Origin of the sequence: Aquimarina macrocephali JAMB N27, assembly GCF_000520995.1 — a bacterium.
Lineage (GTDB): Bacteria > Bacteroidota > Bacteroidia > Flavobacteriales > Flavobacteriaceae > Aquimarina > Aquimarina macrocephali.
Genome location: NZ_JACA01000014.1, coordinates 86067 through 100079, shown reverse-complemented (window position 1 = coordinate 100079; position 14013 = coordinate 86067). Strand labels below are relative to the sequence as shown.

Genomic DNA, 14013 nt, shown 5'->3' with positions numbered 1-14013 from the left:
TAGAACTAACCTGACGTTTTGTTTTGTGATTTTAATAGTACACTTAATAATCACATATGTATTACTTTACATAACTATTGCGACTTAATCCTTTTTAGCATTCCTCTTGCATTTTCTCCTACTCCTCCCTTGGGATCCATTTTAATTGCTTTCTCATAATATTCAATTGCTTTTTCTTTATTTTCTAACCCCAAATGACTTTCAGCAAGACTATCCCAGGCGTTTGCAGAATCGGGAAATAACTGAGTATTAGATTCAAAAATTATTAAAGCTGTTTGTGGTTTATTATTTTGAAGATAATAATACCCCATTGCATTAATTTCACTTTCATTTATCATACCTGTTTTGGTCAATAAAATAAGTTGCTTGTGTATATCTGCTTTAGATTCTTGGTTCGTTGTTTTATTTTTTTCTATGGTTGCAAGAGTTTTTTCTAAAGGCTCAAAAAAAGAATCTTTATATGTCACAGCTTTTACTGATGCTAGTTCTTTTGCTTTTTCCAAAGCCTTATTTGCAGACATTTTTATATCTGGTTGTACTCCTACACCTTCCCAATTGGTTTTGGTAACCGGGTTTATAGTTCTTGCAAAAGGTATAGCAATCCTAAATCCATTTGGCAAAGAAAAACCTCTCGTTGGGTGTGCTCCTCCTCCTGTAATTTCCCCTATTATAGTAGCTCTACCTCTACTTTGCATAGTATATGAAAAATCTTCGGCACCAGAAAATGTATAATCGCTTGTTAGAATATAAACAGGCACTTTAGGTCTTTTAACACCTTTTACATCTGCAACCCATAATTCTTCGGTGTGATCAGTAGCACGCGAATAAATAGTGTTTAATAATAATTTCTCATTAAAGAAGTAACTCGATAAATAATTTACTGTTGTTGGACTTCCTCCTCCATTTCTTCTCATATCTATAATTATAGCATCTGCTATAAGCATATCATTCATAACCTGATCTATTTTTGCCAAATGTTCCTCAGAACCACCAAAATAAGCAAGGTCTATATAACCGATATTTGCTTTCATAAGTTTAAATCCCCTTAACATAGGAGGTCTATATCTAGATAAGTTTTGTACAAAAGAAGCTTTTGTATCTTCTTGAGATTGTTCTGGTGGTCTGGGAGATAAAAAGCGTAGATGCTTATCTTTTGTGATTTTTCGTAACTCCTTGGTGAATGCTTTAGCAAAATCTGATGGTGACTTATCATCAAAAAAACCTTTTTTCATCAATGCATCCAAATGAGCATTGGTTTCTTTTGCTTTATCTAAGAAGATATAATTATCTTCTAATAGCTTTTGCGCTTCTTTAATGATATCATTATTAGATTGAGCAAAAAGAAATGTTGTGATGAAAAGAAATGCGATTACCATTTTACTTTTCTGTAATACTGTTTGTTTCATGAAAGTTGAAATTATTAATTATCGACAAATGATCTTTTTGCCATATGTAAATTAACAAATAAAGAATCATGAAAAATAGGATGAAATTAACCTCGGGAGCACACTCCTCTATATTCTTCTAAATTCATTCGGTTTAAACCCGGTACAGAGTTTAAAAGTTTTAGAAAAATGACTTTGATCAAAAAAACCACACAGAAATGTAATTTCGGTAAGAGGCTTGTTAGTGTGTTTTAAGAACAAAATTGCTTTTTCAATTTTAATCCTGCGCATATACTCTCCAAGTGTACAATTAAAATATTTTGAAAAGTATCTGGAAATTGTAACTGGATGTATCTGTAGTTTTTGTGATAACTCTGTTAATGTAATAAATTCGTCCCATCGATCACATAATAGCTCTCGAATAGCATCAACCCAAAGAGGTTTATAATCAATGACCTTGGTATATCCCGAAAATAATGTTAGTAACGATGAGTGAATAGAATCTGAAGAAGATATATCATCTATCTTTAATTCCTTATATATTTTTAGTAATTGAAATTGAACAGCAGTATTTTTAAGAATAGAACTCCTAAAATCCGAGGTTGACAGTTCATTTTTCACAAAAAAAGAATCATCAATTTCTATATTTAAATTCTCAGACGGAAATGCGGTATGTCTATTTCTATGTACTTCTAACTTATCATACAGTATGATACTTCCTGGAAGGACTTGAATGTCTTTTCCTTTTCGTGATTCTAGATTACCTCCTTGCAAGACCAACGAAAGGTGATATTTTTCATGAGAATGCCAATCTTCTGAAACCGGTTTGTGATATTTTACCATAGAAATATCATAACTTTCAAAAGAAAACTGCTCTGTCGTTTTTCCTAAAAATTCTTTAGTTTTTAATGCAATCATAATGTATATCGCCAAAAAATGAATCTTTCTTTCTAAAATATCAAATTCATGAATTGTATAGAAACAAATATAATGCCATTAAAATAGTTTAAAAAATTAGAATTCATATTGGCATTTCTTTAACTGTGGACATAGCTCTTTTTTCCTACATTTAAGAACTTTGATCATTCTATAAATCAAACATTATGAAAACATTAATAACGTTCGTTCTTTTATTGATCCTTTCTTTTTTAGAAAACCCTATTCTGGCTAATTCTTCTTTAAAAGCAAATTTTAAAACCGGTGACCCTGGTATTACTTCTATCAATTCGATGACCTTTGGACCAGAAGGTATTTTGTTTATTGGTGATAGCAAATCTGCACAAATTGTTGCAATAGATCTAAGTACCCATCCAAAAGTTGATAATAGTACGGTGAAGATTGATTTTCTTGATAAATTAATTGCTGATATGTTGGGCACTGCCATCGATCAGATACAAATCACAGATATGGTAGTTAATCCAGAAAATAATAATATTTACCTCTCTGTTCATCATAGTTCGGGTAATGTACTATTGTTTCGCGTTGAGAATAATAAGCTAAAAAAAGTTTCCCTCGATAATATATCTCATAGCAAAACTTCATTAATAGATCCAGTTCATAAAGAAGCGAAAGATAAACGAGGTAGAAAACTTCGTAAATGGGCAGTTGCAGATATCAAATATACTTCTGGAAAAGTAATGCTTTCTGGCCTAAGTAATAAAGAATTTGCTTCTACTTTCAGATCGGTTGATTTTCCTTTCACTGATAAACAAGATTATGGTTCTTTAGAGATTTATCATGCTGCGCATGGTCAATATGAGACTCATGCTCCTATAAAAGCATTTATACCAACTACGATAAAAGGTAGTTCTCATATCATTGCTGGTTACACCTGTACTCCTCTTGTTATTTTCCCCATGGATAACATTAAACCCGGAAAACATAATAAAGGTAGAACTATTGCAGAATTAGGAAGTGGTAACAGCCCTGTAGATATGGTAGAAATCAAAAATGGTGGTCAACGATACTTACTTATTGCCAATAGCAACAGACCACTAATGAAAATGGAATTTACTGACCTGGAATCCTACAATGGCTCTCTTACTTCTCCGGTTATTAAAAAAGGTGCAGCTGAAGGAGTAAATTATGTAAACCTACCTTTTGTTAATGTACAGCAATTAGATAAATTTGGAGAGACTGGTTTTCTTATTGTTCAAAGAGAATCCAGTGGAAATCTTGCTCTAAAAAAAGGAAATAGCTGGTGGCTTGAGAAATAGCAACTTTGAATAAAAAAGTATTATTTATTAGTAATGTGAAAAACTTTATACTTTTCGTTATAATAGTATTCTTTTCTATTCTGGAGATGTATGCTCAAAAATCTCCGGAATTTACCTTTAACAAGGAGTTTATTACTATAAAAAAAGATGCGAAAACTTCGGGAAACCTCTATGTCTATAGAGGTGAGATTCCTAAAGAAGAACTTTCTAATGTAAATCCAATATTAGGTAAGTTGATTCAGGAAAAAACGGTACTACGTTTTATTCCGTTAATACCATTTGGATGGAATCAAAAATATACATTAGTATATCGTGATGCAATAGAATATTTCGAACTTGATACTCCAGAAGAATACAAACATCTTTCTGTAAAATCGATTTACCCTTCGGCAAAAATTCTTCCTTCTAATCTCTTAAAATGGTATATTCAATTCTCTCACCCAATCAGTGAAACTTATGTTTATGACCACATACGATTCATAAATGCTACAGGAGATACTATATCCAATGCTACTTTATCCTTAGAAAATGCTCTCATTAGTGATAATGGGAAGCTTTTAACCGTTTGGATAGAACCAGGACGCCAAAAACGTGATTTAATACCTAATACGTTATTAGGTCCGGTTTTTGAAAATGGAAAGACATATAAACTTGTTGTTTTAAAAAAATTGAAGGACGCAAATGGTATATCTATGCAGCAAGACTTTATACACTCATTTAGAGTCACTATTGCCGATCGTGTAAAACCCGATATAAAGTCATGGAAAATACAGTTCCCAAAAGTAAATTCTAAATCACGTTTATTGATTTCATGTTATGAGTCTCTAGATTATGGTAGTACACTAAATAGTGTAACTATTATAAATGCAAAAGAAGAAAAAATTGATGGAAATTGGCAATATACTGATCACGAATCAACTTTATCCTTTACACCATTACATCCCTGGAAAAAAGGGAATTACAAAATTTTGTTTGACACTCACATTGAAGATTTAGCAGGAAATAATTTAGATAGATTATTTGATAGTGAAATTGGCCTTTCAGATATGAAACAATTACCTATTGAATATAAGCTGGAGTTTAATGTTAAATAAAAGGTAGATTTTGATCTCGATTTAAAAGGAAATCTCGCACGATTCTGGCAATAATTCTTTTATTTTTTGTTTTTCTTCTTCTGTAAGTTTGTTATTAGTTATCTCTAGCCTTTTTAACTTAACTAAATGTTTAATAGTCTCAGGTAAGTTTCTCAACTTATTTTTGTTAAGGATTAATTCCTCCAGATTATTTAAATTACCAATGAAATCTGGAATGTTATTTAAATTGTTTTTGCTTAAATCCAGCTCTTCCAACATCTTCATATTTTTTATAACATCAGGAAAACTATCTAATTTTGTATCTGATAAATATATTTTCTTAAGCTTCGTTAATTTTGCTAAAGATTGTGGTAAGGTTTTTATTTTATTTTGATTGAGAACTAGAATTTCTAAATTTTCTAACGTACTTACCACTTCAGGAAACTCTTTTAATTTATTTCTTTGTAAGCTTATTGATCTCAACCCTGTTAATTTTTTTACGAATTCAGGAACAGTCTTAAGTCTTAATCCTCCAATACTAAGTGATTGCAACCCTTTTAACTCTCCTATTACGATAGGTAGAGAATCGAACTTATTATCACGTAAATAAAGTGTTTCGAGACTAGTCAGGTTTTTAAAAGAATCTGGTAAATCACGGAGCTTATTTTTATAAAGCTCAAGTTTTTCTAAATTTCTTAAATTACCTATAGACTCTGGTAATTTTCTTAGTTTGTTTTTATTTAATCGCAACATTTCTAACTCCACGAGCTCCCCAATAGATTCTGGAAGATACCTCAGCCTATTATTATGAAATTCTAGCCAATATAAATGACTCAATCTCCCAATCTCTTCTGGGACAAGGCTTATATTATTATTTGCTAAATCAAGCGTCCTTAATTCTTTTAATCTCATTAAATATGATATTTCCTTTAACTTGCTATACGTAATTCTTAAATCTCTTAATTTGATTAGTTTAGTAAATGAATCTGGTAGCTCTTTAAGGTTAGTTTCAAAAATGAAGAACACTTCTAGATTAGTTAATTCTCCTATTGACTCAGGCAATTCGCTCAGTTGGTTTCTAAATATTTTTAGATCTTTTAAATTGCTAAAAACTCCTATAGAGTCTGGTATTACGGGATCCCCTTTGTCAAAACCCAAAGATTCAATATTTTCTTTATTCTCAAAAGCTTTTATCATATAACTAGGGTAAACATCTTTCTGAGCACTACCACTAGAATACACTAATATTAGTATTAAAACAGAAATCAATGACCTTTTTGTCATATCAAAAATATCCAAGACTAATATCATATTCCATCTATTTTATCTAAAACCAGTTTTCGGTAGGATTTACCAATAGGTAAAGTAGTCGTATTATTAAGTATTAACTGGTTACCTTCTATTAGTTTTAGTTCGTTAAAATTAATGACAAATGATTTATGAATTCTTATAAAATCTTCTTTAGGAAGTTTATCAAAAAAATCTGATAACGTATTGGGAGTTAAAATCATAGTATCGGTAAAAATTTTAATATAATTACCATAAGCCTCTATGTATTGAATATCTTTAAAAGGTACTTTAATTAATTTTTTATCACTTTTCACAAAAACAGAAGTGGCTATTTCTTCCTTTTCTGAAAGGTCTACTACGGTAGTATCCGTTACATTTTTTTTCCGAATTTTTATAACTGCCTGGATAAAACGTTCTAACGAAAAAGGTTTTAATAAATAATCAGTTACCGACAATTCAAACCCTTCTATAGCATACTCTGGATATGCGGTTGTAATAATAACATCTGGTCGTTTCTGCATTGTTTTCAACAAACTTAATCCTGATAATTTTGGCATGTTTATATCCAAAAAAAGAACATCCGCAGATTGGTTTTGAAGAATTTTCATAACCTCAAAAGCATCTTTACAAGATGCTAATACTTCTAAATTGGGGACTTGCTCAATATAATTTTCTAATATCTGACGTGCAATGGGCTCATCATCTGCGATAATACATTTTAAAATCTCCATTTATAATTTTAAGGTTAATTGAACTTCAAACTCTTCTTCCTTTTTACTAATACTCAGGGTATGTCTGTCTGGATATATCAGAGTCAATCGTTTTTTTGCATTTTGTAAACCGATACCGCTTTTCCCCTTTTCCAGATCAGATTCATCACCTCCTCTATAATCAGCTGTATTTACACAAGTAAACAATAATTCACCTTCAACTATCTCAATAGTAATCGACACTCTACTCTCTCCTTTTTTAGATATGGCCAAATGCTTAAAAGCATTTTCTACAAACACAATCAAAAGCATTGGGGCTATATCTAAAGTAACCATTTCGCCATAAGTATTTAGCTCTATCTCTGTTTTATCTTCTAAGCGTATACGCTCTAAAGACACATAATTTTGTAAGTATTGAATTTCTTTTTGTAAAGGAACTAATTGTTCTTTGGTATCATATAAACTATATCGTAGTAAATCTGAAAGCTTTAACATTAAACCTGGTAGTTTATCAGAATTTACAACAGATAAGCCGTATAAATTATTTAGTGTATTAAACAGAAAATGTGGATTTAACTGTGCTTTCAAAAGTTTTAATTCGGCATCTTTTATTTCTTGTCTACGAGTAAAACTATCTTTTGCAATCTTTATCGCTGAACTAAACAATAAGGCCAAAACCATTACAGAAAAAAGATTGTATAGCATCGCCCATTCGAATTTTTGAAACTGTTTACTCATAAAAAAAACAGCAATACAACTAAACAAAAAAGCATTGAGACAGAAAAGTCCAATTCCTAAAAGCTTATTTTTCCTGTTAAATAGTGGTAGTATTTTTAGGTTGTTTATATACACAGGAACAATAAGGTATAACGTTACCCATACAGCAGTAAGAAGCCTGTTTTCTGACTGAATTGACATTGCTAGAATTAATGTGGTAAAAAGCCATACCGCAATATTCTGCACAAAACGATTATCTATCCATTGATCTAATTTGGGCATATTTTTTCTTTAAATATTCTCAAAAATACTAGAAAATGCATCTAAAACACAGATATTAATGATCAAAGGAGTTCTTTTGACTGTAAACGTCTTCAATATACTGATGTAGGGAACAAACTCAGCTTTAGTACTATTGATCACTAAATCTAGCACATTGATCATTCTTTCTTTTTAATGTATTGGTTTACCCTCACTTTTGAAGTGTTAATTCAAAAATCAATCATTATGAAATCAATTCAAAACTTATGCCTTCTTATTGTACTATTTATTATTAGCATGATAAAAACTTTCGTTGCAATCTAAAAAAGTGAATTGTAAAAATGTATCAAAAACCACTAAAACAGTAATCAAATGAAACTAGATATACAAAACGTATCCAAAAGATACAACAGCAATAAATATGGATTAAAAGAATACTCCCTAAATATAGAGAATGGTATTTTGGGATTACTTGGTCCTAATGGCGCAGGAAAATCCACATTATTAAAAATGATTGCTACTATTAGTAAACCATCAAATGGAAGTATTTTATTAAACAAAAACAACGTTGTAAAAGATCCTAACTATATGCGAAAACAACTAGGGTATCTACCACAAGATTTTGGAGTGTATCCTAACTTGAATGCTTACGAATTTTTAGAATACATGGCTGCACTAAAAGGTATCGGGGGAACACAATTAAAACAAAGAATTGCATTTCTCCTTGAAGGATTAAATCTAACCGAAGTAGCCAAAAAACCTATAGGTAATTATTCTGGAGGAATGAAACAACGTATTGGGATCGCTCAGGCACTACTTAATCATCCAAAAATATTATTATTTGATGAACCGACCGTTGGTTTGGATCCTGAAGAACGTGTACGTTTTAGAAATTTAATTTCAGAATTAGCCAATGATTGTATTGTTATTTTGTCCTCACATATTGTTTCTGATATTGATACTATAGCAGATCAGGTAGCTATAATGAAAGAAGGCCAACTATTATGTCAGGGAAATCAGAAAACTATTGTTGATACAGTAAAAAACAAAGTGTTTGAAATAACAATGAATAAAGAAGATGTGCCCAATTTTATAAACCATCATATTACCCTTAATACCATTCGAAAAAAAGAGGCTATTACCGTACGATATATATCTGAAACACATATAGAATCAGCAATACCATGTAAAGCAACTCTGGAAGATGCTTATCTATATACAACCAAAAAATAACATAATCAATTCATGAAACGAACATTAAAAAAACTTAAATACATTTTCATAAAAGGAAATGTTTAAAATTTAAACGTATGAAAAATTTTATAACTATAATAAAATCAGATTATTTACAACGTACTCGTAGCTATGCTTTTTTGATCACATTATGTATTAGTCTTGCTGTGGCATATTCATTTATTCCTGCCCCTGGCGCTAGTTATTCTACCATTCGGATCGGAGACTATCTAGGTTTTTATAACTCTTCGTGGATAGGTTACGTAACAGCACTTATGACTAGTGTTTTTCTTTCTTTAGTTGGTTTTTATCTAGTTAATGGTACGATCAAAAATGACATAAGCAGTAAAGTAGGTCAAATCATAGCCACTACAAGGGTTTCAAATTTTGGATATCTCCTATCAAAAACGATTAGTAACTTTTTGTTATTGTCTACTATAGCATTTATCGTATTTATAATGAGCATCATACTATTCTTCTTATATAATGATGGGTTTTCTTTTGAAATACTTCAATTTATTATTCCATACAGTGTTATTGCTATTCCTTCTTTGTTTTTTATTTCGGTACTAGCGGTATTGTTTGAAGTCTTTTTAGGTCAAAAATCTATCCTTCAAAATATTCTTTTTTTCTTTCTTTTTTCGATAATGGCTATTTATAAACCTAGTGATACATCAAAGAATTTTTATTTAGATGCATTTGGCACTAAGATAATCACATCTCAAATGGAAGAAACGGTAAGAAATATAGTGGGTCATAAAGATTTAGGTGGAATAAACATTGGGTTTGTATTAGGAAATGTATCTGATGCTAATTATTTTGTTTTTGAAGGAGTTGATTTTCCTATAGGGTATATTTTAAGTCGTTTGGGATGGATTATTTTTGGAATTCTTTTACTAGGTCTTGCTTCCCTGTTTTTTCATAGGTTTAGAGTTAAAGAACGTTTTCAATTAAAAAACAAGAAAACACTCTTAAAAACTAAAAATGATAATGATATCGATATTTCCAAACTTCCAAAAGTCTCTCTCTCATTCAAAATATTACCTCTTATAAAAACTGAATTTATATTACTCATACGAAGTGGGCATAAATGGTTATGGATACTAAATATTGCAGGTATGTTGGCGTTATGTTTTGCTCCTCTATCTATTGCTCATCAAATGATATTACCTATAGTCTGGTTCTTACAAGTAGGCAGATGGTCTTCATTGGTGACCAAAGAGAGAATATTTAGCACACATTTCTTTACTTTTGCTTCGTATCAACCACTCAAAAGACTCTTGTTATCTCAAGTACTATCTGGAATTCTATTGGCTCTTTTACTTGCTTTACCATTAGTATTAAGGTATATCATACAGCTTGATTTCATGCATGTTACTTCTATTATACTTGGTGGCTTTTTTATTGTTTCACTTGCTGTTCTAACTGGGATTTTGACTAAAGGAAAGAAGTTATTCGAAATCTTATTCTTCATGATCACCTATGCCAATATTAATGCAGTACCATTTACCGATTATTTTGGTGGATTACACCATCAATATAGCTACCTCATCAGTATTGCTATTCTGGCAATACTATCACTAACCATTAGCTATGGTCTTAGAAATATAGAATTGAAAAGAATATAAATACGATCAGTACTTCAATCCAAAAACCGAACAGGTTTAATCAAAAAAGCTTCCGGAAGATTTATCTTCCAGAAGCTTTTATTATATCTATCTAAATTACTTAGTTATAATAAACTTTTTGGTAATAGTTTTATTGCCAGTATTAACCTCTAAAAAATACATACCATTAGATAAACGTGCTACGTTGATTTTATCTCCCGATAATTGATTTTCCATTACCGTTTGCCCCATATAATTGATAATTCTATAGGATACATTTTTTTGATTCATATTTTTTATAAATAACATTCCCTCTTTTATTGGATTTGGATACAATATGAAATCATTTACCAAAGAAGAATCATTTCCTTTAGAAAGCAAAGCTGTGCTAATATTCACGGTATAATCCTCTACTTCTCCGTAAGTAAAGGTATCACATGGTCCAGATGCTGTGCTGTATTTCATAGACACACGCATTCTTGTATTACCTGCTACAGCTGTAGTAGGAACATCAAAATTAAATGACTGATTATCACTACTATTGGATAAGTTTGATACAATCTGCTCAGCACTATCAAAAGTACCATTCTGATTATAATCAATCCAAATACTCCAATATTCTCTGTATGCCGTATTTGCAAAACCGGCACTTACTACAATTGTATTTGTTCCTGTCCCAATATTAGCAATCAAATTGGTAAAATCTCCATACCCAGCATTTGCAGTTGTCGTATTTGCAATACCACCTAATCCCACATAATCGATATATTCATAATTTACATTACTTCCTTTAGAAGCACAATATGTAGTTGAAGTATTCGACGTTGTTCCACTAGCTGTATTACTTGATGAAGAAGTATTTCCTGCTGCATCTTTAGCTTTTACAGAAAATGTATACGTAGTATTAGGAGTCAACCCAATAACAGTATAACTAGTACTTGTTGCTGTAGTAACTAAAGTAGCTCCCTGATATATTTCATATCCCGACACTCCAATATTGTCTGTCGAGGCATTCCAGGATAACCCAATAGTGCTCGAAGTAACTGACGATGTTGTAAGCCCTGTTGGTATAGAAGGCGCTTCTGTATCAGGAGCAGAAGATTTTATGCTAATATTATCTATTGCCATATCACTTCTAAAACTTGTTCCTGTAGTGCCTTTAAATTGTAATTTTATTACAGATCCAGCATATGCAGTAAGATCAATTGCAGCTTGGTTCCAGCTATTTCCAAGATCTCCACTTTTTGTCCATAATGATGTATAATTAGCTCCATCATTTGTACTTACTAAGACTTCCATAGCTCCCATATTGGATCCATACATATGATATCCAAATTCTAAAGAAATACCAGAAAGAATTGCTAAATCAATACAAGGGCTATTAAGAAGTGCTGTTTTATTTGGACTTCCTGGCGGTGTAACATTTGTAGATGCCTCGGTATATAAGTAAAAAGTCCCATCTTGAGCCGACGAAGGTCCTGTTGAAGATGAAGAAGTTCCTCCAGAATCTCGTGTCCAATTAATATCATCTCCGGTAGCATTAGTCCAAAGCCCTAAACCAGTCTCAAAGCTTTCTGTATAAGGAAAACTATTTATCCCTGTACAAGCTTGAGTATCTGTGGTTGTAAAGTTTATTAAAGTACCGTAAGGAGAACTTGCTCCTCCTGCACAATTACTTCTTACCTGAGCTTCATATTGAGTTGTAGCGGTTAGCCCGGTTATGTTAATCGTATTTGTATTTGAAGATAAGGTTGTCCAATTCGAACTTCCTGTCACACGATATCTTACATCATATGTAGCTCCAGAATTAGCACTCCAGCTCAATGTTGCCGTCGTAGGCTGTATATTTGATGCTGCTAATCCTGTTGGTGCTACTCCGCCTATAGGAGTTAATTGAACATTTTTAGTCACTGCAGCATAATCTGCTACCGTTACTCCTGTTAAAGTAAGTGGTTCATAACATTCTGCTTCATACAAAATATTGTAAGTTCCTGCTTTAATAGGTCTGTAATAGTCTCCTTCTGGTAATTCTGTCGGTGTCCAGGAATCATAACTCTCACGACCTACAACTGTTACTTTAGCTTGTATCGGTTGGTTGGTTGCTGCATCAGTTACTACTCCACGGATACCATAATTTACTTGTTTCAAAAATGCGAGAAGAGCTTCTCTATTATAGTTCCAATAATTTACTAATTGATTAGCAGCAGGTGTTTTGTTATTAGAGAGTTCAACGGTTACTTCTCTTCCTTTTTGATTGTATATCTGGTAATCTTGTCTCCCTCCTTGTACCTCATACCAGGCATACCCATTTGTAATACCATTATTTAATGCAGTAAAATATCCAGAAGGACTATTGGCCTGACAGTGATCTCTATATTCTTTAGAAATATGTATAAAATAATCCTCATCAGGATGTGCTCCAGCATATGTATCCCAAGGATAATTAAATACTTCTATTCCTCCATGAAAATTAGCAGACAATACAAAATGTTTAGTATCTGCAAAATTCATAAAAGCGACTGTCTCTGTTTGATAACTGTTACCATCTGGATGTGCTCCGTCATCTGGATCAGGGTAATTTCTGTTTAAATCTACGTTATTAGCATTTCCCCGGGTAGCATTAGCAACAGATGTGTTATTAGCGCTATTGCGATACGTACCATCAGGATTTGCCAGTGGATTAATCCAAACCTCATTATTATCCAAAAGATTCTTAATCTCGGCATGTTTTGGATGACTTGTATTGTTATAAGCTCCAAGTAAATAATCAATAAGATTAAGCATCATAGGATAACCTGCTATTTCATCACCATGCATAGAAGAAGTATACATTACCCTGGGTTCTTGCTCATTTTGATTTACATTATCTGATAATTTTACAAACAGTAGCGATTTATCTCCTTCAACCGTAGCTCCGATATTTTCTACTTTACATAGGGACGGGTTACTAGTAGCAAAATCATTCATCATTGTTACATAATCACCATATGTTGGATATGCAGTAAGTGGAAACGTAGCAGCTTTTATAGCTAAATCAGAAGTCATAGTTCTATATCCTATGATGTTATCTTCTGAAATGACTGTAAAAGCAACTTTTTTTTGTAAAAAAGATGAAAACTGATTTTTATTAGCCATTACTTTAACACTATTTGTGTTTTCATCAAAATGAACAATAGCTAATTCTTTGGTAATAGTACTTAATTCTGATTTGTTGTTGATTGTGAAGCTGAAAATTACTTCTCCTTTTAGGTTCAGGTATTCATTAGCGAGCTCTTTATTACTTTTTTGCGCAAAAAGAGAAATGCTCATGGTGCAATACACCAACAGCATTAACATGATGTTGTTTTTCATTGGTTTTAAGAGTAATTTAAATTGAGTTAATATTTAGGTTTTAATGATATCGTGTAATAAATATCAAACCTAAAGGTACTAAATTCGTGAGAATTAATTAGAAACGTTTTTTCTTTGTTTTTAGGGAGAGTTCCTCCTAATCTTTTATTATAGAAAATGTTATGAAAAAA

The 14013-nt window shown here is 31.7% G+C and carries 10 protein-coding genes; 4 read left to right on the top strand and 6 right to left on the bottom strand.

The window, feature by feature from the left end; translation table 11 throughout:
- Window positions 1–74: 74 nt before the first annotated feature.
- Window positions 75–1406 carry a S41 family peptidase gene (locus Z054_RS30125; RefSeq protein ID WP_024770118.1) on the bottom strand — a complete coding sequence of 444 codons (1332 nt, stop codon included), beginning with the start codon at window positions 1404–1406 and terminating at the stop codon, window positions 75–77.
- Between the two features lie 108 nt (window positions 1407–1514).
- Window positions 1515–2303 (bottom strand): helix-turn-helix transcriptional regulator, encoded by a 789-nt coding sequence (locus tag Z054_RS0110990; RefSeq protein ID WP_024770117.1) that lies wholly within the window; start codon window positions 2301–2303, stop codon window positions 1515–1517.
- 185 nt (window positions 2304–2488) lie between these two features.
- Here Z054_RS0110990 and Z054_RS0110985 point away from each other — a divergent pair, with 185 nt between their 5' ends.
- Window positions 2489–3601: a hypothetical protein gene (locus tag Z054_RS0110985; RefSeq protein ID WP_024770116.1), complete on the top strand. Its 1113-nt coding sequence runs from the start codon at window positions 2489–2491 to the stop codon at window positions 3599–3601.
- A 5-nt stretch (window positions 3602–3606) separates the two neighbouring features.
- On the top strand, window positions 3607–4695 hold the full coding sequence (locus Z054_RS0110980; protein ID WP_152538526.1) for an Ig-like domain-containing protein: 1089 nt from the start codon (window positions 3607–3609) through the stop codon (window positions 4693–4695).
- Window positions 4696–4716: 21 nt separating this feature from the next.
- On the opposite strand, the gene Z054_RS0110975 is transcribed toward Z054_RS0110980, so the two are convergent.
- Genes Z054_RS0110975 through Z054_RS0110965 form a run of 3 tightly spaced genes read right to left on the bottom strand, consistent with a single transcriptional unit; the run spans window position 4717 to window position 7673 of the window.
- Window positions 4717–5985 carry a leucine-rich repeat domain-containing protein gene (locus Z054_RS0110975; protein ID WP_024770114.1) on the bottom strand — a complete coding sequence of 423 codons (1269 nt, stop codon included), beginning with the start codon at window positions 5983–5985 and terminating at the stop codon, window positions 4717–4719.
- Window positions 5982–6695, bottom strand: coding sequence for a LytR/AlgR family response regulator transcription factor (locus Z054_RS0110970; protein WP_024770113.1), 714 nt, complete (start codon window positions 6693–6695; stop codon window positions 5982–5984). Before Z054_RS0110970 ends, Z054_RS0110975 begins: the two co-directional genes overlap by 4 nt.
- Complete coding sequence (locus Z054_RS0110965; RefSeq protein ID WP_024770112.1) at window positions 6696–7673, bottom strand: sensor histidine kinase; 978 nt, start codon at window positions 7671–7673, stop codon at window positions 6696–6698. It lies immediately after the preceding gene.
- Window positions 7674–8024: 351 nt separating this feature from the next.
- Between Z054_RS0110965 and Z054_RS0110960 the strand changes: the two genes are divergently transcribed.
- Both Z054_RS0110960 and Z054_RS0110955 read left to right on the top strand, forming a co-directional pair.
- Window positions 8025–8885: an ABC transporter ATP-binding protein gene (locus Z054_RS0110960; RefSeq protein WP_024770111.1), complete on the top strand. Its 861-nt coding sequence runs from the start codon at window positions 8025–8027 to the stop codon at window positions 8883–8885.
- A 77-nt stretch (window positions 8886–8962) separates the two neighbouring features.
- Window positions 8963–10513 (top strand): hypothetical protein, encoded by a 1551-nt coding sequence (locus Z054_RS0110955; RefSeq protein ID WP_024770110.1) that lies wholly within the window; start codon window positions 8963–8965, stop codon window positions 10511–10513.
- Window positions 10514–10609: 96 nt separating this feature from the next.
- On the opposite strand, the gene Z054_RS30120 is transcribed toward Z054_RS0110955, so the two are convergent.
- Window positions 10610–13843, bottom strand: coding sequence for a M14 family zinc carboxypeptidase (locus Z054_RS30120; RefSeq protein WP_024770109.1), 3234 nt, complete (start codon window positions 13841–13843; stop codon window positions 10610–10612).
- Between the last annotated feature and the right edge of the window lie 170 nt (window positions 13844–14013).

Excerpts from the sequence above, each read along its gene's own strand:
- Z054_RS30125 (WP_024770118.1), bottom strand. The coding sequence starts at position 1,406 with ATGAAACAAACAGTATTACAGAAAAGTAAAATGGTAATCGCATTTCTT.
- Z054_RS0110990 (WP_024770117.1), bottom strand. The coding sequence starts at position 2,303 with ATGATTGCATTAAAAACTAAAGAATTTTTAGGAAAAACGACAGAGCAG.
- Z054_RS0110985 (WP_024770116.1), top strand. The coding sequence starts at position 2,489 with ATGAAAACATTAATAACGTTCGTTCTTTTATTGATCCTTTCTTTTTTA.
- Z054_RS0110975 (WP_024770114.1), bottom strand. The coding sequence starts at position 5,985 with ATGATATTAGTCTTGGATATTTTTGATATGACAAAAAGGTCATTGATT.
- Z054_RS0110970 (WP_024770113.1), bottom strand. The coding sequence starts at position 6,695 with ATGGAGATTTTAAAATGTATTATCGCAGATGATGAGCCCATTGCACGT.
- Z054_RS0110965 (WP_024770112.1), bottom strand. The coding sequence starts at position 7,673 with ATGCCCAAATTAGATCAATGGATAGATAATCGTTTTGTGCAGAATATT.
- Z054_RS0110960 (WP_024770111.1), top strand. The coding sequence starts at position 8,025 with ATGAAACTAGATATACAAAACGTATCCAAAAGATACAACAGCAATAAA.
- Z054_RS0110955 (WP_024770110.1), top strand. The coding sequence starts at position 8,963 with ATGAAAAATTTTATAACTATAATAAAATCAGATTATTTACAACGTACT.
- Z054_RS30120 (WP_024770109.1), bottom strand. The coding sequence starts at position 13,843 with ATGAAAAACAACATCATGTTAATGCTGTTGGTGTATTGCACCATGAGC.